The sequence below is a fragment of the Kribbella pittospori genome (genome assembly GCF_004331465.1).
Classification (GTDB): domain Bacteria; phylum Actinomycetota; class Actinomycetes; order Propionibacteriales; family Kribbellaceae; genus Kribbella; species Kribbella pittospori.
Window position 1 is genome coordinate 62,380 of record NZ_SJKB01000010.1, and the last position, 17,393, is coordinate 79,772.

Consider the following 17,393-nt stretch of genomic DNA (forward strand, 5'->3'; position numbering starts at 1 on the left):
GAGGAGCGCGGTCGAGTGCGTCACTGCGTGAGTCACAAGGGCAGCCTATTGCGAACCCGGAACCGATGATGGAGAGAATGGACAGGTGAGCACCGCACCAAGCGAACTCGAGAGCCCCGAGGTCGACGAGGCGATCGAGCTGAGCCCACCGTGGGTGACGATCGTCTGGAACGATCCGGTCAACCTGATGGACTACGTCACCTTCGTGTTCCAGACCTACTTCGGCTACTCCAAACACAAGGCGGAGAAGCTGATGCTGCAGGTGCACCAGGAGGGCAAGTCGGCGGTCTCGAACGGCAACCGCGAGGCGATGGAACGCGACGTGGAAGCGATGCACTCCTACGGCCTGTGGGCCACCTGCGAGAAGTCGTGACCCGGTTCCGCAAGCGCCGCAAGACCGTCGTCGTCAGTTTCGCCGAGCACGAGGCGGACATCCTGGCGAACCTGCTCCGCAACCTGGTCGAACTCCTGTACGACGGCCTGCCGCCGCGCGCCACCGAATCCTCGGACCCGCTGGCAGCGCTCCTGGACAGCGACGGGCCGACGTCGCCGCCGGAGGACGTCGTACTCCAGCGCTTGCTTCCGGACGCCTACAAGGAGGACGACCAGGCGTCGGGTGAGTTCCGGCGGTTCACGGAGCGCGGTCTGCGCGACGGGAAGATCGGGGACGCCAAGCGGGTGCTTTCCGCGCTCGAGGAGTCCGGCGCGGACGAGATCGCGCTGGAACCCGACGAGCAGCTGTCGTGGCTGCGTGCGCTGAACGACCTCCGCCTGGCCATCGGCACCCGCCTGGACATCAAAGAAGAAGACGACTACTCCACCTGGGAAAAACTCCCCGACGACGACCCCCGCCGCCTCACCTACGACCTCTACGACTGGCTCGGTTATCTGCAGTCGGCGTTGTTGCATAACATGCGCTGAGTGAGCTACCCGAAGAGTGGTGACCCTGAGCTGAGTGCTAGTCCTGACTTTCCGCGGGTTGAGCGGGGGGTGCTCGCGTACTGGGAGAAGGACGGGACGTTTCTGGCCTCGGTGGAGCAGCGGGCGGCGGGGGAGGACGGGGCCAACGAGTTCGTGTTCTATGACGGGCCGCCGTTTGCCAACGGGCTGCCGCACTACGGGCATCTGCTGACCGGCTATGTGAAGGACGTCGTACCGCGGTACCAGACGATGCGGGGGCGTCGGGTGGAGCGGCGGTTCGGGTGGGATACGCATGGGTTGCCGGCTGAGTTGGAGGCTCAGCGGGTGCTCGGGCTGAAGACGAAGGCGGACATCCTCGAGCTCGGGATCGAGAAGTTCAACGAGGCGTGCCGGGCGTCGGTGCTGAAGTACACGGATGAATGGCGCAGCTACGTCACCCGGCAGGCGCGCTGGGTCGACTTCGACCACGATTACAAAACGCTCAACCGCGACTACATGGAGTCGGTGATCTGGGCGTTCAAGACGCTGTACGACAAGGGCCTGGTGTACGAGGGCCTGCGGGTGCTGCCGTACTGCTGGAACGACGAGACCCCGCTGTCCAACCACGAGCTGCGGATGGACGACGACGTCTACCAGCAGCGCCAGGACCCGTCGGTGACGATCGCGGTCGAGCTGGAGACCGGTGAGCGCCTGCTCGCCTGGACCACCACGCCCTGGACCCTGCCGAGCAACCTCGCGATGGCCGTCGGCCCGGACGTCGACTACGTGGTGGTGAACGACGCCGAGGGCCGCCCGACGATCCTCGCCGAGGCGCGATTGGCGGCGTACGCCGGTGCGCACGGCGACTTCGCCGGCCTCGGTGACGAGGTGCTCCGGCGGCTCAAGGGCTCCGAGCTGATCGGCCTGCGCTACACCCCGCTGTTCCCGTTCCTCGCGAACGCCGAGGTCTTCGGGACCGGCGAGGCGTACAAGGTCATCGCGGCCGAGCACGTCACCACCGACGAAGGTACGGGCGTCGTCCACATGGCTCCCGCGTACGGCGAGGAGGACCAGGTCGCCTGTGAAGCCGCCGGGATCCCCACCGTGCTCACCGTCGACGAAGGAGCCCGGTTCACGTCCGTGGTCCCGCCGTACCAGGGGATGCACGTGTTCGAGGCGAACCGCCCGATCATCCGGGACCTGCGGGCGGCCGGGGCGCTGGTGCGCGAGGACAGCTACGTGCACAGCTACCCGCACTGCTGGCGGTGCCGGAACCCGCTGATCTACAAGGCGGTGTCGAGCTGGTTCGTCGAGGTGACCCGGATCCGGGACCGGATGGTCGAGCTGAACGAGCAGATCACCTGGGTGCCGGAGCATGTGAAGCACGGGCAGTTCGGGAAGTGGCTGTCGAACGCGCGGGACTGGTCGATCAGCCGGAACCGGTTCTGGGGCAGCCCGATCCCGGTCTGGCGTTCGGACGATCCGGCGTACCCGCGGATCGACGTGTACGGCTCGATCGAGGAGCTGGAGCGCGACTTCGGTGTCGCGGTCCCGGACCTGCACCGCCCGTACGTCGACCAGCTGACCCGGCCGAACCCGGACGACCCGACCGGGCGGTCCACGATGCGCCGGGTGCCCGACGTACTGGATGTGTGGTTCGACTCGGGGTCGATGAGTTTCGCGCAGGTGCACTACCCGTTCGAGAACACCGAGTGGTTCGAGCACCACTTCCCGGGCGACTTCATCGTCGAGTACATCGGCCAGACCCGCGGCTGGTTCTACACCCTGCACATCCTGTCCACGGCGCTGTTCGACCGGCCGGCGTTCTCGTCCTGCCTGAGTCACGGGATCGTGCTCGGCAACGACGGCCAGAAGATGAGCAAGTCGCTGCGGAACTACCCGGACGTGTCCGAGGTGTTCGACCGCGACGGCGCCGACGCGATGCGCTGGTTCCTGATGTCGAGCCCGATCCTGCGCGGCGGGAATCTGGTCGTCACCGAGGAGGGCATCCGCGACGGCGTCCGCCAGGTGATGATCCCGCTGTGGAACGCCTGGTACTTCTTCGCGCTCTATGCGAACGCCGCCGGGGCGACCGGGACCTGGTCGACCAGCTCCGAGGTGCTGCTGGACCGGTACGTGCTGGCCCGGCTGCGAGTGTTCGTCGCGGACGTCGAGGAGAAGCTTGACCGGTACGACGTCGCGTCGGCCTGCGATGCGGTGCTCAGCTACCTGGAAGTGCTGACGAACTGGTACATCCGCCGGTCCCGGGATCGCTTCTGGGACGAGTCGGGCGAGACGTTCCAGGATGCGGTGAACACGCTCTACACCGCGCTCGAGGTGGTCTGCCGGACGGCCGCGCCGCTGCTGCCGCTCACGGTCGAGCAGGTCTGGCGTGGGCTGACCGGCGAGCGGTCGGTGCACCTGACCGACTGGCCGTCGGTCGACGAGCTTCCGGACGACCCGGAGCTGGTCGCGCGGATGGAGCGAGTGCGCGAGGTGTGCTCGGTTGCGTCGTCGATCCGGAAGGCGGCGGGCATCCGTGGCCGGCAGCCGTTGCAGTCGCTGACGGTCGCGACGGCGGACGCGGAGGCGTTGCGGGCTCTGGTGCCGTTGATCGAGGACGAGATCAACCTCCGCGAGGTCGTGCTGACGTCGGCGGATGCGGTGGACGCGCCGGTGTCGCAGCGGTTGACGGTCAACGCGCGAGCCGCGGGACCACGGCTGGGACGGGACGTCCAGACGGTGATCAAGGCGTCGAAGAGCGGCGACTGGTCGGTCTCCGCGGACGGCGCTGTCGTTGCCGGGGGCATCGAGTTGGCCGAGGGTGAGTACACCCTGGAGACCACGCTGGCCGAGGGCGGTACGGCGAGTGGCCTGCTCTCCGGCGGCGGCTTCGTCGTACTCGACACGACGATCACGCCGGAGCTGGAGGCCGAGGGGACGGCGCGCGACGTGATCCGCTCTGTGCAGCAGGCGCGGCGGGACGCCGGTCTGCAGGTGACCGATCGGATGCGCTTGTCGGTGACGGCTGACGCTCGCACCATGCAGGCCGTCGAGGCGCATCGCGAGCTGATCATGGCCGAGACGCTCGCTACAGAGCTCGACGTCGCGGAGGGTGCCGAACTCCAGGTCGCGGTCACTGCCTAGGGTTAGCGGCATGGAGACGCGCAGGCTTGGTCGGACCGGTCGGGACGTGGGTGTGGTCGGGCTCGGTGCCTGGCAGCTGGGTGCCGACTGGGGCTCCGTCGACGAGAGCGATGCGCTCGCGGTACTGCGGGCGGCGGTCGAGGGCGGAGTCACGTTCATCGACACCGCGGACGTGTACGGCGACGGCCGTAGCGAGCGGCTGGTCGGTCAGGTCTTCAAGGAGACGGTGCTCAACGGGGTTGGCAGCCTGACCGTCGCAACCAAGATGGGACGTCGCGTCGAGCAGGTGCCGTCGAACTACACGCTGGAGAACTTCCGGGCCTGGAACGACCGGTCCCGGCAGAACCTCGGCGTCGACACCATCGACCTGGTCCAGCTGCACTGCCCGCCGACGCCGGTGTACTCGACCGACGCGGTGTTCGACGCGCTCGACTCGATGGTGGACGAGGGCAGAATGGCGTCGTACGGCGTGAGCGTCGAGACCTGCGCCGAGGCGCTCACTGCGATCGCGCGGCCGAACGTGGCATCGGTGCAGATCATCCTGAACGCGTTCCGGCTGAAGCCGCTCGACGAAGTACTGCCCGCGGCGCAAGCGGCCGGCGTCGGCATCATCGCCCGCGTCCCGCTGGCGAGCGGGCTGCTGTCCGGCAAGTACGACGAGAACACCACGTTCTCGCCCGACGACCACCGCACGTACAACCGCCACGGCGAGGCCTTCGACGTCGGCGAGACCTTCTCCGGCGTCGACTTCGGCACCGGGCTGGAGGCCGTCCGCCGCCTGATGCCCTGGCTGCCCGCCGGCGCCACCATGGCCCAGTTCGCCCTCCGCTGGATCCTCGACCAGCCGGGTGTGAGCGTCGTCATCCCGGGCGCGCGCAATCCGGCCCAGGTGGCGGGCAACCTGGCCGCGGCAAGCCTTTCCCCGCTCACCGCCGACCAGTCGGCCGCCGTCCAGGCGACGTACGACGAGCTGATCCGGCCACAGATCCACGATCGCTGGTAGCGCTCTGTCCGCATAATGGACCGACTCCCGGGTTGGCGGGCCGGGTCCGGCGGTCGCCGTACCGTGGTCTCGTGTTGATCATCGAGAAGGCCACGTACGACGCGATCGTCGCGCACGCCCGCCGGGACCACCCGGACGAGGCCTGTGGCGTGGTCGCGGGGCCGGCCGGGTCGGACCGGGCGGTCCGGTTCGTGCCGATGCTCAACGCGGCGATGTCACCGACGTTCTACGAGTTCGACTCCGGCGACCTGCTCCGGCTCTACAAGGAGATGGACGAGCGCGACGAGGAGCCGGTGGTGATCTACCACTCGCACACCGCCACCGAGGCGTATCCGTCCCGCACCGACATCACCCTGGCCCAGGAGCCCGGCGCCCACTACGTGCTGGTGTCGACCCGGGACGGCGCCGACTCCCCGGCGTACGACGGGCCGGTCGAGTTCCGGTCGTACCGGATCATCGACGGCGAGGTCGTGGAAGAAGAAGTGCGCGTGGTCGGTTCTTATGAGGAAAGAAGAGGAGACAACTGATATGGCGATCGAGTTGCGCGTGCCGACGATCTTGCGCACGTACACCGGCGGCGAGAAGGCGGTGAACGGGGACGGCGACACGCTGGCCGAGTTCATCGACAACGTGAACGGTGCCCACCCGGGCCTGAAGGAGCGCATCGTCGAGGGCGAGCCGGAGGAACTGCGCCGGTTCGTGAACGTCTACGTCAACGACGAGGACGTCCGGTTCACCGGCGGCCTGAAGACCGGCGTGAAGGACGGCGACGTGGTCGTCGTACTGCCCGCGGTGGCCGGCGGCTGACCATGCGTTTCGACAGTCTGCTCGACTCGGTCGGAGGCACGCCGCTGGTCGGTCTGCCCCGGCTGTCGCCGTCGGCGGACGTCCGGTTGTGGGCCAAGCTGGAGGACCACAACCCGACCGGTTCGATCAAGGACCGGGCGGCGCTGCGGATGCTGCTGGACGCCGAGAAGGACGGCCGGCTCCGGCCCGGCACCACGATCCTCGAACCGACGTCGGGCAACACCGGCATCTCGCTGGCGATGGCGGCCAAGCTGCGCGGCTACCGGATGGTCTGCGTGATGCCGGAGAACACGTCGGAGGAACGCCGCCAGATCCTGCGGATGTGGGGAGTCGAGATCATCTCCTCCCCGGCCGCGGGTGGGTCGAACGAGGCGGTCCGGGTGGCCAAGCAGGTCGCCGAGGAGCACCCGGACTGGGTGATGCTCTACCAGTACGGCAACCCGTCCAACGCGGCCGCACACTACGACGGCACCGCGCGCGAGATCCTCGCCGATCTACCGTCCGTCACCCATTTCGTGGCCGGCCTCGGCACCACCGGCACGCTGATGGGCGCGGGCCGGTTCTTCCGCGAGCACAAGCCCGAGGTGCGCATCGTCGCGGCCGAGCCGCGGTACGGCGAACTCGTCTACGGACTGCGCAATCTGGACGAGGGGTTCGTTCCCGAGCTGTACGACGAGACCCTGATCGACGCCCGGTTCTCGGTCGGACCGCGCGACGCCGTACGCCGGGTCCGTGAACTGCTCGACAACGAGGGGATCTTCGCGGGGATCTCCACCGGCGCGATCCTGCACGCCGCGCTCGGCCAGGCAGCGAAATGCGTCCGCGAGGGCGAGACCGCGGATATCGCGTTCGTGGTCGCGGACGGTGGCTGGAAGTACCTGTCCACCGGTGCCTACGAGGGCACGATCGACGAGGCGGAGGATCGCCTCGAGGGTCAGCTCTGGGCTTGAGGCTCCGGGCTTGAGGTGGAGCTGAGCACCGGCGGGCGGAGGGCCGGAACTCAGTGGTGTGCCGGTCGTTGCTGCCGGCACCTGGTGGTGATTACGTCATGTCCGCCTACGGTTGCTTGAAGAGGACCTTGCGTCCCAGTCGGGGATGAACGCCGCGGCCCTTGCAACTGTTGCAGGGGCGTTGGGCGTAGCTGAAGAGTGCGCCGCGGTGCCGTCCGGCGCCTTTGCAACGATTGCATTTGGCGTTCGGGTGCAGCGAGAGCGAGACGACGTACAAGACGAACGCCGCCATGGCCAGCACGACCAGCATCCCGGTCGGCCCGAGGGCCGCCACGATGTCCGCGGTAGTGCTGTGTGTGTCCGCAGCCTGGCTCGCCGTAGCTTCGTTGGGCTGTGGATTCGGTGCTGCGGTGGTGCCCAGCACCACCGCGATCTGGTGCGCCAGTGTCATGGCATCACGACGGGCGGTCGAGCAAACATCGCTCCAGAGTGGCGCCCATCACGTGAAAAGGCAATTCCGCAGAGTAAAGATGTGGATAACTCCGGCGTGTCGGATCGCTCGGTTAGGTAAGGCCGGCTTCCGAACTGCCCGCGATCAGACCTGTATAAGCTCTGCCTGTGGCTGACGCACCGGTGGGGATCTTCGATTCAGGCTTCGGCGGTCTCACCGTCGCCCGCGCGGTGCTCGACCAGTTGCCGCACGAACCGATCCTGTATCTCGGCGACACCGCCCGGCAGCCGTACGGCCCCAAGCCGATCGCCGAAGTCCGCGAGTATGCGCTGGAGTGCCTCGATCATCTGGTCGAGGCCGGCGTCAAGATGCTCGTCATCGCCTGCAACTCGGCCAGTGCCGCGATGCTCCGCGACGCGCGCGAACGGTACGACGTACCTGTCGTCGAAGTGATCCTGCCGGCCGCACGCCGGGCCGTGGCCGCGACCCGGAACCAGCGCGTCGGCGTGATCTGCACACGCGCGACGGCGGCGTCGCTCGCCTACGAGGACGGGTTCGCGGCCGCCCCGCAGGTGGAGCTGTTCACCCGTGCCTGCCCGGACTTCGTCGACTTCGTCGAGTCCGGCGTGACGTCCGGGCCCGAGCTTCTCGAGGCCGCGCACGAGTACCTCGATCCGCTGGTCGAGGCCGGCGTGGACACGCTGATCCTCGGCTGCACGCACTATCCGTTGCTCACGGGCGTGATCTCGTACGTGATGGGCGACAACGTCACGCTGGTGAGCAGCGCCGAGGAGTGCGCCAAGGATGTGTACGGCGTACTCACCAAGACCGGACTGCTCCGCGCGGACAACCTGCCCGAGCCGCGGCATCGCTTCGTCACCACCGGCAGCCCGGCCGAGTTCGCCGCCATCGGCTCTCGCTTCCTCGGACCGGTGCTGTCCGGGGTCGACCAGTTCGCGTGGGTCCGCTAGCCGGTCGGTTGTCCAGGGCACCGGATCACGCTGTGATGTGCGCGAAATCACTGCCAGGCAACTGGATCCGATGATTCGCGACGCGACCCGCGGTCCTGCGAAGCCGGCAACCCGCCGGTAATGTTCCGGCTATGAAGCTCACCGTGATCGGCTGCTCCGGGTCTGTGCCCGGCCCGGACTCGGCCGCCTCGAGCTATCTGGTCACCGCCGAGGGTTTCCACCTGATCCTCGACCTCGGCAGTGGCGCGCTCGGATCGCTCCAGCGGCACGTCGCGGTCCCGGAGATCGGCGCGATCGGCCTGTCCCATTTGCATCCTGACCACTGCATGGATCTCTGCGGGCTGTACGTCGCGGCGAAGTACGGACCCGGTACGCCGATCCCGCGGATCCCGGTCTACGGACCGCCCGGGACGTCCGGCCGGATGGCATCGGCGTACGACCTGCCGACCGATCCCGGGATGGAGGAGGAGATCGAATTCCACACCTGGCAGGCCGCTCAGCAGATCGGCCCGTTCACGGTGCGAACCGCGCGGATGGTGCACCCGGTGCCGGCGTACGCGATCCGGGTTGAGCACGGCAACAAGTCGCTCGTCTACACCGGCGACACCGGACCGAACGACGCGCTGATCGAGCTCGCCCGTGGTGCCGACGTCCTGCTGTCCGAGGCCGCCTTGCAGGACAACGATCCGCGCAACCCGACCGACCTTCACCTGACGCCCGCTGACGCCGGCGAACACGCCAAGAAGGCCGGGGTCAAACGTCTGATCATCACCCACGTCCCGCCCTGGTACCAGCGCGAAACCCAGGCGGAGCATGCCCGCCGCACCTATCCGGGCCCGGTCGAACTCGCTACCCCTCATGCCGTTTTCGACATCTGACGGCGTCACGTTGTGGACAACAACGACCGGCACCGCCAGTTCGTTGCCGCCCGTCGTCGTCGTTCACGGCGGCCCCGGCCTGTGGGACGACTACGCCGTCCTCGCGGAGATGCTGGACGATCTGACCGTCGTACATCGGTTCGACCAGCGTGGGTGCGGGCGATCGGGTCCGTCGGAGCTCCAGTCGGTACGGCGGACGGCGCAGGACATCGACGAGCTTCGCGAGTACTGGGGGCATGAGCGGATCGTCGTACTCGGGCACTCGTTCGGCGCAACGCTCGCGCTGGCCTACGCGAGCTGGTACGCCGATCGCGCCGCCGGGCTCGTGTACGTCGGCGGCGTCGGGATCGGCGAGTGGCACCCCCCGACGTTGGCGGAGGAGGCTCGGCGGAGGACACCAGCGCAGCGCGACCGGCTGGTCGAGCTGGAGGAGAACCCGCGCCGGACGGCAGCTGAGGAGACCGAGTTCCGGGTCCTCGCGTGGTTCACCGATCACGCCGACCGGGCGATGGCGATGACCTGGGCCCGCGAGAGCGCGGCGGTCGACCTGCCGATCAACTTCGCCGCCAATCGCGCGCTCACGACAGAGGTGAACGCCTGGCCCGACGACTTCGTCGCGGGACTTGCGACCGGGATTCGTGCACCGGTCACCTTCGTCCACGGCGCCGGCGATCCGCGCCCGGTGTCGACCGTGCGGGAGCTTGCCACCCACTTGCCACGGCAGACGTTCCACCTCGTCCCCGACGCCGGCCACTCTCCGTGGCGGGAGCAGCCTGAGCTCTTCCGGGAGGTGCTGCGGGAGGCCGTGCAGGGTTGCTGAAACGAATTCTGAGATCTACTCTCAAATTAGAGTCGATCTCAGGAGGAGTGTGTGATGGGTGCTGTGACCCGTGACCCGCGGCGGTGGTGGGCGTTGGGTGCCATGTCGGTCAGCCTCATCGTGGTCGGGCTGGATCTGACTGTGCTGAACGTCGCGCTGCCGACGCTGGCGACCGAGCTGGGGGCGTCGACCAGTCAGCTGCAGTGGTTCGCGAACGCGTACACGTTGGTCCTCGCGGCGTTGCTGCTGCCGGCGGGATTACTGGGTGACAGATTCGGCCAGAAACATCTGCTGATCGGCGCCCTCGTCGTGTTCGGCGGGGCATCGGCGGCCTGTGCGTTCGCCTCGTCGGCCGGGCAGTTGATCGCGGCTCGTGCGGTGCTCGGGGTCGGGGCGGCGTTCCTGATCCCGCTGTCGATGTCGTTGCTCAACGTCCTGTTCGAGCCGGGGGAGCGGGTTCGGGCGATGACGATCTGGGTGATGGCCAACTCGCTCGGCATCCCGCTCGGGCCGGTGCTCGGCGGCTGGCTGCTCGACCACTACCGCTGGGGCTCGGTGTTCCTGATCAACCTGCCGCTGGTCGCCGTCGGTCTGGTCGCGGTCGCGCTGCTCATCCCGAGAACGCGCGGACATCGGTCCGGACGGATCGACGTACCTGGGATTCTGTTGTCCGGCGCGGGGCTGGTGGCGGTGACGTACGGGTTCGTCGCGGCCGGTGAGCGTGGTTGGGGCGACGCGGTGACGCTGGTCAGTCTGGCCGTTGGCGTTGTACTGCTGGCGGTGTTCTGGTCGTGGCAGCGGCGTACGACGGATGCGCTGGTCGACCTGGCGTTGTTCCGGTCCGCGCGGTTCGCGTGGGGCACGGTGCTCGCGACGCTGGCGTCGTTCGCGTTGATGGGTCTGCTGTTCGTGCTGCCGCAGCTCTTCCAGGCTGTGCAGGGCGCGGACGCGTTGAACACCGGTCTGCGGCTGCTGCCGATCATCGGTGGACTCCTGATCGGCGCCAAGGTCGCCGAGCGGCTCTCTGCCTCGGTTGGTCCGCGACTGACGGTGGCGTTCGGGTTCGTGTTGATGCTGGCCGGCCTCGTGATGGGCGCGTTCACCAGCGTCGACGCCGGCTACGGGTACACGGCGATCTGGGTCAGCCTGGTCGGGGTGAGCATCGGATTCACGCTGCCGCCGGTGATGGACCTGGCGATCGGTGCGTTGACCGTCGAGCGCAGCGGATCCGGATCGGGCCTGATCCAGGCGCTCCGCCAGGTCGGCGGCACGATCGGGGTCGCGATCCTCGGTACGGTGCTCAACTCGGCGTACCGCGATCACCTGAACGTCGGCGGTCTGCCGCCCGCGGTCGCCGACGCGGCGCGCGACAGCGCGTCCGGGGCGGTCGCGATCGCGGCCCACACGAACGCGCCTGCGCTGGCGGAATCGGCCCGTGAGGCGTTCGTGCACGGCATGAGCGCGACGCTGTGGACGTGCAGCGGCATCGCCGCCGTGGGCTTCGTACTCGCGCTGGCCTTCCTGCCCGGCAGCCGTGGGTCAGTCGAGCCGGAACCCGCGGAAGTTGCCACAATCGAGGTATGACGACGGAGAAGCCGCCCGGGCTGCGCGAGCGCAAGAAGGCGAAGACCCGGGCGGCGATCCAGGAGCACGCGCTGCGGCTGTTCCGCGACCAGGGGTACGCCGAGACGACCGTGCAGGAGATCGCGGCCGCGGCGGAGGTGTCGCCGGCCACCTTCTTCCGGTACTTCCCGACCAAGGAGGACACGGTCGTCTTCGACCGGCTCGACCCCGTGCTGATCGACGTGTTCCGCGCGCAACCGGCCGAACTGAACCCGACCGACGCGTTGCGGGCGACCCTCAAGGACAGCATGCGGACGCTGACCGAGGAGGAGTGGGAGCTGGAATCCCAGCGTCAGCAGCTCGTCATCAACGCTCCGGAGCTGCGAGCGCGGATGCTCGACCAGCTGTACGCCGGGATCGACCTGCTGGCCGCCCTGGCAGCCGAGCGGGTCGGCCGCTCCGCCGACGACTTCGCCGTACGGGCGTGGGCCGGTGCGGTCGTCGGCGTGGTGATGGCGACGTACCAGATCACCGGGCACGCCAAGATGAAGGACTACTTCGAAATCATCGACCGCGCCTTCGCCCACCTCGAAGCCGGCCTCCCCCTCGACAAGTAGTTGCCTACGGCACCCGCGAAAGGACACCGCCCTCGGTGAGCCGTGGCTGCCCGGTCTGTCGGTGGGGGCTGCTAGACAGGCGGGTATGGCGCGGGCCCTCGAGATCAGTTACCAGCAGGCTGTGCGGTATCGGTTGATGGTCAACCGGCTGGGGGTGCGGTTGGCTGGTGGGGAGTATGTGGGGGCGGCTCGATTCGGGTTGCAGGATACGGCTCCTCGGGATGCGTTGGTCGGGTTGCATGCGCGGGTGGAGGGGTGTGAGCCGTCGGCGTGGGAGGCGCCGGGGTTGGTGCAGACGTACAGTCCGCGGGCGGCCGTTTATGTGTTGCCGGAGCAGGACTTCGGGGTGTTCACGGTCGGGCGGATGCCGCTCGATGAAGACACGCAGCGCGAGATCGAACGGCAGGCCGACCGGATCTGCCGGGAGCTGGATGGCGCAGAGCATCGCGGCGGCCGGGGTCCTGAGTTGCGGAGTGCTTGCTGGACTGGGCGGCTGGCGTTGCGATGGACGACCAGTGCGCTGTACGTGCGTGAGGTTCCAGCCCCGGAGATCGACTTCCAGGACGCGCATGTGGAGTTGTGCCGGCGACATGTGCAGGCGTTCGGGCCGACCACCGTGGAGGCCTTCAGTTGGTGGTCCGGGCTGTCGAAACCTGATGCGAGAGAAGTCTGGAAGCTGCTGGACGGCGAGATGATGCCGGTCGAGCTGGAAGGTCGCGAGGGATGGATCCTCGCAGCGGACGAGCACGCCGTCCGGTCGGCCCCGGCAGCGGTCGGCGCGCGATTTCTGGTCGCTTCGGACCTGAGGCTGTTCGGGCAGGACCGGCATGGGCTGTTCGCCGGCCCCGGGCAGAAACCGCGGATCCACCTGCACGACTGGTACCACCCGCATGGGCTGATGCTGAACGGCGAGATCCGCGGCGCCTGGGGCCGCAAGGGCGGCAAGGTCGACCTCCGCACCGCCGGCCCGCTGTCGGATCAGGACCGAGCCGCGATCGCGGCAGAGGCGCTGTCGATGCCGATCCCGGGCGCGACGATGACCGTCAACCGCACCGAACTGGAGCTGTAGGTCAGTCCAGGGAGTTGAGGTAGGCGGCGCCTCGGGGACTTAGTTGGTAGCCGACTTCGAGGCTGTGGGTCAGGCCCAGGTTCTTGAGTTTGCGGACGTCCAGTTTGAACGGGGCGGTTTCGCGGTTGAGGGAGGCGGCCAGGTCGGCGGCTCTCGTGGCGGGCTTGGACTGGATCAGCCGGAGGGTCTGGGTGGTCCACTCGCCGTGGTGGCTGAGCTCGTCGAAGCGGGCCAGCCGGGTCTGGAGATCGGCGAGGTCGTCGGCGGTCAGCTCGGTTTGGGACGCGAGCTCCTCGCGCGGATCCGGCCCCTCGACCAGGTGGAACTTGATCAGGAACGTCGGCCACTCGTCGTTGCCGCGCAGCCGTCGGCGGACGTCCTTCGCGTTGCGCCGGTCCGCGCCCGCCACGTCGGCGTCGGTGTCGGCGATCAGGTCCGGGTTCACCTGCCGGACGCTGTCGATCTCGATCCGGCCGGCGTTGGTGCGGTAGATCCGCCCCTCCGCCACCCGGGGTTCGGCCCACCGCCGGTACGCCACGGTGATCTTCCCGTCCGCGACCCCGTCCCGATCCGATCCGGCGAACAACATGGTCCTACCCTCCCAACGCCTTGGCGACGATCGGAGCCAAGGCGCGCAACGCCTTGCCCCGATGGCTGATCGCGTCCTTCTCCTCGATCGACAGTTCCGCCGTCGTCCGGTCGTACCCCTCGGCCTGGAACAGAACGTCGTACCCGAACCCGCCGGTGCCGCGCAGCTCACGGATGACCGACCCACGCATCTCGCCGAGCACCAGCTCGTCCGCCTCGTCCGGCTGAACGAACGCGACCGCGGCGACGAACGACGCACCGCGCCGCTCGTCCGGTACGTCCTCGAGCTGACCAAGCAGCAGCACGTTGTTCGCGTGGTTGTCCTTGGCCGGCCCCGACCAGCGCGCCGACAGTACGCCGGGCATCCCATTCAACGCGTCGACACAGATCCCGCTGTCGTCCGCGATCGACGGCAGCCCGGTCGCGGCCAACGCGGCGTGCGCCTTCAGCAGCGCGTTGCCCTCGAACGTCGGCTCGGTCTCGGCCGGCTCGTCGTACGCCGGTACGTCCCCCAGCCCGAGCACCTCGATCCCCGGCACGATCGGGGTCAGGATGCGCCGCAGTTCCTCGAGCTTCTTCTTGTTGTTCGAGGCCAGCAGCACCCGACTCATCCACGTCCTCGCTTCGCTCCGGGCGCGGATGAGGCACGAGTTGCACAGCGCTTGATGGTGAACTCGCTTCGCTCGCTCACGCGAGGGCCTCCAGCTGCAGCTTGGTCAGCTCCGCGCATCCCGCCGTACCGAGCTCCAGCAGGCTGTCCAGCTCGGCGCGGTCGAACGGCGCGCCCTCGGCCGTGCCCTGCACCTCGATGAACTTGCCGTCGCCGGTCAGCACCAGGTTCATGTCCGTCTCGGCCCGCACGTCCTCCTCGTAGCAGAGGTCGAGCATCGGGGCGCCGTCGATGATGCCGACCGAGACCGCGGACACCGAACCGGTCAGCGGCTCGCTCTTCAGCAGCTTGCGCTCGCGCAGGTACGACACCGCGTCCGCGAGAGCGACGTACGCGCCGGTGATCGCCGCGGTCCGGGTCCCGCCGTCGGCCTGCAGTACGTCGCAGTCGAGCAGGATCGTGTTCTCGCCGAGGGCCTTGTAGTCGATCACGGCCCGCAGCGAACGCCCGATCAGCCGGGAGATCTCGTGCGTGCGGCCGCCGATCTTGCCCTTCACCGACTCGCGGTCCGAGCGGGTGTTGGTCGCCCGCGGCAGCATCGCGTACTCCGCGCTGACCCAGCCGAGCCCGGAACCCTTGCGCCAGCGCGGCACACCCTCGGTCACACTCGCCGCACACAGCACCCGGGTCCGGCCGAACTCGACCAGCACCGAGCCTTCGGCGTGGTCGAGCCACTTCCGGGTCAGGGTGACGGGCCGCAGCTGATCCGGAGTACGTCCATCGATACGCGCCATGCGACGACCCTATGCCTCCAGGCGCTGGACCTCCGCATTGGACGGCCGCAGGGCACCGGACGAACCGGACGGGCGCAGGCCACTGGACGGGCGAACCTGGGTGACGGCCATCCGGGCGGCCCACGGCACCAGGTCGTTGGCCCGCCGGCCGAGCCACGGAACGCCTTCCTTGACCAGCCAGAGCGTGTCCGCCCACCGACTCGGTGCGACCCCGGCACAGTCCAGATCCGGAGGTACGTCGATCGGCAGTCCGCGCCGGGCCAGTTCGTCGGCGAACCCCCGGGCCAGCCGCCGGTGACCGCGCTCGCCCGGATGCAGCCGGTCGATGCTCCAGAAGTCCCGCCGGTACACCTCCGGGTAGTCAGCCATGTCCAGCCGGATCCCGCCGAACTTCGCGTGCAGGTCGTCGTACACCTGGTTGACCTGCTCGATCCGCTGCCACAGTGGGCGGCGCAGCCAGGCCGGCAGACCGAACACCTGGCCGTGGTCGTGGAACCGGACCGTGAGCAGCAGCGCGCCACGGGCGGTGAGTTGCTCGGCGCAGTGATCCAGGCAGGCGCGGATCCGGCCGGAGTCGAAGCTGGACCGCAGGGTGTCGTTGACCCCGACGATGAGCGACGCGATGTCGATCGGACCGGTCGTTACGGCCTCGGGCAGTTGCTCGGTCGCGACCAGGTGCACGGTGGCGCCGCTGGTCGCGAAGTTGGAGAACGTCACACGGTGGGAACTGGCCAGGGAGTCGGCAAGCAGCGAGGCCCAGCCCCGCCACCCTTCACCCGGGCGCGCACCGGCACCGGACAGGTCGGTCGTACTGCTGCCGTTCATCGGGTCCCCGACACCTACGGTGGTCGAGTCCCCCAGTGCCACGTAGTGGAGGCTCACATTCCGCCATGGTGACGGCACGGAGCGAGACTTCGGTGTTTCCTGGATGACCAACGCGGCAATTCCAGCTGGAGGACGGGTGATTGAAGGACGCAACTGCTCGGAGTTACTGTGCTTCAAACAACTATGTGCAGGAGCTGCTTGCTGATGACTGATCTTCGGTTTGGCCTGGTGGGACTCGGCGCCCGGAGCCGGATCGGGCTGTACGCGCACACGCCCGGTGAAGGGACGGCGATCGTGGCGGTCTGCGATCCGGCCGCCGCGCAGCGGGACACGGCACTCGAGCGGTTCCCCGGCGCGACGGCGTACGCGGACCACCATGAGCTGCTCGACCAGAAGCTCGACGGCGTGTTCCTGACCACGCCCGACGACCTGCACGAGGGCCCGGCGATCGACTTCCTGCGGGCCGGCGTCTCGGTGTTCGTCGAGAAGCCGCTGGCCATCACGACCGAGGGCTGCGACCGGGTCCTGCAGGCGGCGTACGAGAGCGGCGCACGGCTGTACGTCGGGCACAACATGCGGCACATGCCTGTCGTACTGACGATGCGGGAGCTGATCCAGTCCGGCGCGATCGGCGACGTGAAGGCGATCTGGTGCCGGCATTTCGTCGGCCACGGTGGCGACTTCTACTTCAAGGACTGGCACGCGGACCGCCGTCGGTCCACCGGCCTGCTGCTGCAGAAGGGTGCCCACGACATCGATGTGATGCACTGGCTGGCGGGCGGCTACACGACCCGGGTGAACGCGATGGGCGCGCTGACCCTGTACGGCGGGATCGAGGACAGGCAGGACCGGTCGGACCAGCGGTTCGGCGACTTCGTCAGCGACGACAACTGGCCGCCGCTGGAGCAGAAGGGCCTGGCGCCGGTGATCGACGTCGAGGACATCTCAATGGCGAACCTCCGTCTCGACAACGGCGTCTTCCTGACCTACGAGCAGTGCCACTACACGCCGGACTACTGGCGCAACTACACCGTGATCGGCACGCACGGCCGGCTGGAGAACTTCGGCGACACGTACGGCGGTGTGGTGAAGGTCTGGAACAGCCGCCGGTCCGGGTACCGCGAGGACGCCGACCAGGTTGTCGAGATCCCCGGCAGCTCGGACCACCACGGTGGCGCGGATCCCTTGCTGGTGGGCGAGTTCATCCGCTTCGTCCGCGACGGCGGGGAGACGCTCACGTCCCCGGTCGCCGCGCGGGCAGCGGTCGCGGCCGGGTACGCCGCCACCACGTCACTGCGCTCGGACGGCACCCCGGTCGACGTCCCGCCGCTGGACCCGACCCTGGTCAGGTATTTCGACAACGGCCAAACGCGGTGAGCTAAGATCGTCGTCGTGACCTG

The 17,393-nt window shown here is 68.4% G+C and carries 19 protein-coding genes; 14 read left to right on the forward strand and 5 right to left on the reverse strand.

The genetic code is table 11. The features are described 5' to 3' along the window. Window positions 1-85 precede the first annotated feature (85 nt). The 7 genes from clpS (at window position 86) to E0H73_RS29120 (ending at window position 6,807) form a co-directional block, all read left to right on the forward strand. Window positions 86-373 (forward strand): ATP-dependent Clp protease adapter ClpS, encoded by a 288-nt coding sequence (clpS, locus tag E0H73_RS29090; RefSeq protein ID WP_131361796.1) that lies wholly within the window; start codon window positions 86-88, stop codon window positions 371-373. Further along, the gene (locus tag E0H73_RS29095) at window positions 370-921 is read left to right on the forward strand and encodes a DUF2017 domain-containing protein (RefSeq protein WP_131361797.1); all 552 of its coding nucleotides are present in this window, start codon (window positions 370-372) and stop codon (window positions 919-921) included. Before clpS ends, E0H73_RS29095 begins: the two co-directional genes overlap by 4 nt. Continuing rightward, a complete protein-coding gene (gene ileS, locus E0H73_RS29100) occupies window positions 922-4,047 on the forward strand; it encodes an isoleucine--tRNA ligase (RefSeq protein WP_131361798.1) in 3,126 nt (1,041 codons plus the stop codon). A 10-nt stretch (window positions 4,048-4,057) separates the two neighbouring features. Beyond that, a complete protein-coding gene (locus E0H73_RS29105) occupies window positions 4,058-5,050 on the forward strand; it encodes an aldo/keto reductase (RefSeq protein WP_131361799.1) in 993 nt (330 codons plus the stop codon). Window positions 5,051-5,121: 71 nt separating this feature from the next. Continuing rightward, window positions 5,122-5,577, forward strand: a complete 456-nt coding sequence (locus tag E0H73_RS29110) for a M67 family metallopeptidase (RefSeq protein ID WP_131361800.1) — start codon at window positions 5,122-5,124, stop codon at window positions 5,575-5,577. Between the two features lies 1 nt (window position 5,578). Further along, on the forward strand, window positions 5,579-5,857 hold the full coding sequence (locus E0H73_RS29115; RefSeq protein WP_131361801.1) for a MoaD/ThiS family protein: 279 nt from the start codon (window positions 5,579-5,581) through the stop codon (window positions 5,855-5,857). Window positions 5,858-5,859: 2 nt separating this feature from the next. Continuing rightward, a complete protein-coding gene (locus tag E0H73_RS29120) occupies window positions 5,860-6,807 on the forward strand; it encodes a PLP-dependent cysteine synthase family protein (RefSeq protein WP_131361802.1) in 948 nt (315 codons plus the stop codon). 106 nt (window positions 6,808-6,913) lie between these two features. Here E0H73_RS29120 and E0H73_RS29125 read toward each other — a convergent pair whose 3' ends face one another. Next, window positions 6,914-7,258, reverse strand: a complete 345-nt coding sequence (locus E0H73_RS29125) for a zinc finger-like domain-containing protein (protein ID WP_131361803.1) — start codon at window positions 7,256-7,258, stop codon at window positions 6,914-6,916. A 167-nt stretch (window positions 7,259-7,425) separates the two neighbouring features. Here E0H73_RS29125 and murI point away from each other — a divergent pair, with 167 nt between their 5' ends. From murI to E0H73_RS29155, 6 genes are all read left to right on the forward strand, one after another. Continuing rightward, on the forward strand, window positions 7,426-8,229 hold the full coding sequence (gene murI, locus E0H73_RS29130; RefSeq protein ID WP_131361804.1) for a glutamate racemase: 804 nt from the start codon (window positions 7,426-7,428) through the stop codon (window positions 8,227-8,229). A 131-nt stretch (window positions 8,230-8,360) separates the two neighbouring features. After that, window positions 8,361-9,107: an MBL fold metallo-hydrolase gene (locus tag E0H73_RS29135; protein WP_131361805.1), complete on the forward strand. Its 747-nt coding sequence runs from the start codon at window positions 8,361-8,363 to the stop codon at window positions 9,105-9,107. After that, window positions 9,088-9,927, forward strand: coding sequence for an alpha/beta fold hydrolase (locus E0H73_RS29140; protein WP_165555867.1), 840 nt, complete (start codon window positions 9,088-9,090; stop codon window positions 9,925-9,927). Before E0H73_RS29135 ends, E0H73_RS29140 begins: the two co-directional genes overlap by 20 nt. 54 nt (window positions 9,928-9,981) lie before the next feature. Then, on the forward strand, window positions 9,982-11,511 hold the full coding sequence (locus E0H73_RS29145; RefSeq protein WP_202867609.1) for a DHA2 family efflux MFS transporter permease subunit: 1,530 nt from the start codon (window positions 9,982-9,984) through the stop codon (window positions 11,509-11,511). Beyond that, window positions 11,508-12,107, forward strand: a complete 600-nt coding sequence (locus E0H73_RS29150) for an acyl-CoA-like ligand-binding transcription factor (protein WP_131361807.1) — start codon at window positions 11,508-11,510, stop codon at window positions 12,105-12,107. Before E0H73_RS29145 ends, E0H73_RS29150 begins: the two co-directional genes overlap by 4 nt. A gap of 85 nt (window positions 12,108-12,192) precedes the next feature. Continuing rightward, window positions 12,193-13,176, forward strand: coding sequence for a DNA glycosylase AlkZ-like family protein (locus E0H73_RS29155; RefSeq protein WP_131361808.1), 984 nt, complete (start codon window positions 12,193-12,195; stop codon window positions 13,174-13,176). A gap of 1 nt (window position 13,177) precedes the next feature. On the opposite strand, the gene E0H73_RS29160 is transcribed toward E0H73_RS29155, so the two are convergent. The 4 genes from E0H73_RS29160 to E0H73_RS29175 form a co-directional block, all read right to left on the reverse strand. Next, window positions 13,178-13,765, reverse strand: coding sequence for a hypothetical protein (locus E0H73_RS29160; protein WP_131361809.1), 588 nt, complete (start codon window positions 13,763-13,765; stop codon window positions 13,178-13,180). Between the two features lie 4 nt (window positions 13,766-13,769). Beyond that, window positions 13,770-14,375, reverse strand: a complete 606-nt coding sequence (rdgB, locus tag E0H73_RS29165; protein WP_131361810.1) for an RdgB/HAM1 family non-canonical purine NTP pyrophosphatase — start codon at window positions 14,373-14,375, stop codon at window positions 13,770-13,772. 76 nt (window positions 14,376-14,451) lie between these two features. Continuing rightward, entirely contained in the window at window positions 14,452-15,168 is a 717-nt protein-coding gene (gene rph, locus E0H73_RS29170) for a ribonuclease PH (RefSeq protein ID WP_131361811.1), read from the reverse strand. 9 nt (window positions 15,169-15,177) lie between these two features. After that, a complete protein-coding gene (locus tag E0H73_RS29175; RefSeq protein WP_238164352.1) occupies window positions 15,178-16,035 on the reverse strand; it encodes an SGNH/GDSL hydrolase family protein in 858 nt (285 codons plus the stop codon). Window positions 16,036-16,197: 162 nt separating this feature from the next. Here E0H73_RS29175 and E0H73_RS29180 point away from each other — a divergent pair, with 162 nt between their 5' ends. Continuing rightward, entirely contained in the window at window positions 16,198-17,370 is a 1,173-nt protein-coding gene (locus tag E0H73_RS29180) for a Gfo/Idh/MocA family protein (RefSeq protein ID WP_131361813.1), read from the forward strand. Window positions 17,371-17,393: the final 23 nt, after the last annotated feature.

What these genes read in the sequence shown, in the direction of transcription:
- E0H73_RS29105 (WP_131361799.1), top strand. Translation starts at nt 4,058, where the DNA reads ATGGAGACGCGCAGGCTTGGTCGGACCGGTCGGGACGTGGGTGTGGTC.
- E0H73_RS29115 (WP_131361801.1), top strand. Translation starts at nt 5,579, where the DNA reads ATGGCGATCGAGTTGCGCGTGCCGACGATCTTGCGCACGTACACCGGC.
- E0H73_RS29120 (WP_131361802.1), top strand. Translation starts at nt 5,860, where the DNA reads ATGCGTTTCGACAGTCTGCTCGACTCGGTCGGAGGCACGCCGCTGGTC.
- E0H73_RS29125 (WP_131361803.1), bottom strand. Translation starts at nt 7,258, where the DNA reads ATGACACTGGCGCACCAGATCGCGGTGGTGCTGGGCACCACCGCAGCA.
- E0H73_RS29135 (WP_131361805.1), top strand. Translation starts at nt 8,361, where the DNA reads ATGAAGCTCACCGTGATCGGCTGCTCCGGGTCTGTGCCCGGCCCGGAC.
- E0H73_RS29140 (WP_165555867.1), top strand. Translation starts at nt 9,088, where the DNA reads ATGCCGTTTTCGACATCTGACGGCGTCACGTTGTGGACAACAACGACC.
- E0H73_RS29145 (WP_202867609.1), top strand. Translation starts at nt 9,982, where the DNA reads ATGGGTGCTGTGACCCGTGACCCGCGGCGGTGGTGGGCGTTGGGTGCC.
- E0H73_RS29150 (WP_131361807.1), top strand. Translation starts at nt 11,508, where the DNA reads ATGACGACGGAGAAGCCGCCCGGGCTGCGCGAGCGCAAGAAGGCGAAG.
- E0H73_RS29155 (WP_131361808.1), top strand. Translation starts at nt 12,193, where the DNA reads ATGGCGCGGGCCCTCGAGATCAGTTACCAGCAGGCTGTGCGGTATCGG.
- E0H73_RS29160 (WP_131361809.1), bottom strand. Translation starts at nt 13,765, where the DNA reads ATGTTGTTCGCCGGATCGGATCGGGACGGGGTCGCGGACGGGAAGATC.
- rdgB (WP_131361810.1), bottom strand. Translation starts at nt 14,375, where the DNA reads ATGAGTCGGGTGCTGCTGGCCTCGAACAACAAGAAGAAGCTCGAGGAA.
- rph (WP_131361811.1), bottom strand. Translation starts at nt 15,168, where the DNA reads ATGGCGCGTATCGATGGACGTACTCCGGATCAGCTGCGGCCCGTCACC.
- E0H73_RS29180 (WP_131361813.1), top strand. Translation starts at nt 16,198, where the DNA reads ATGACTGATCTTCGGTTTGGCCTGGTGGGACTCGGCGCCCGGAGCCGG.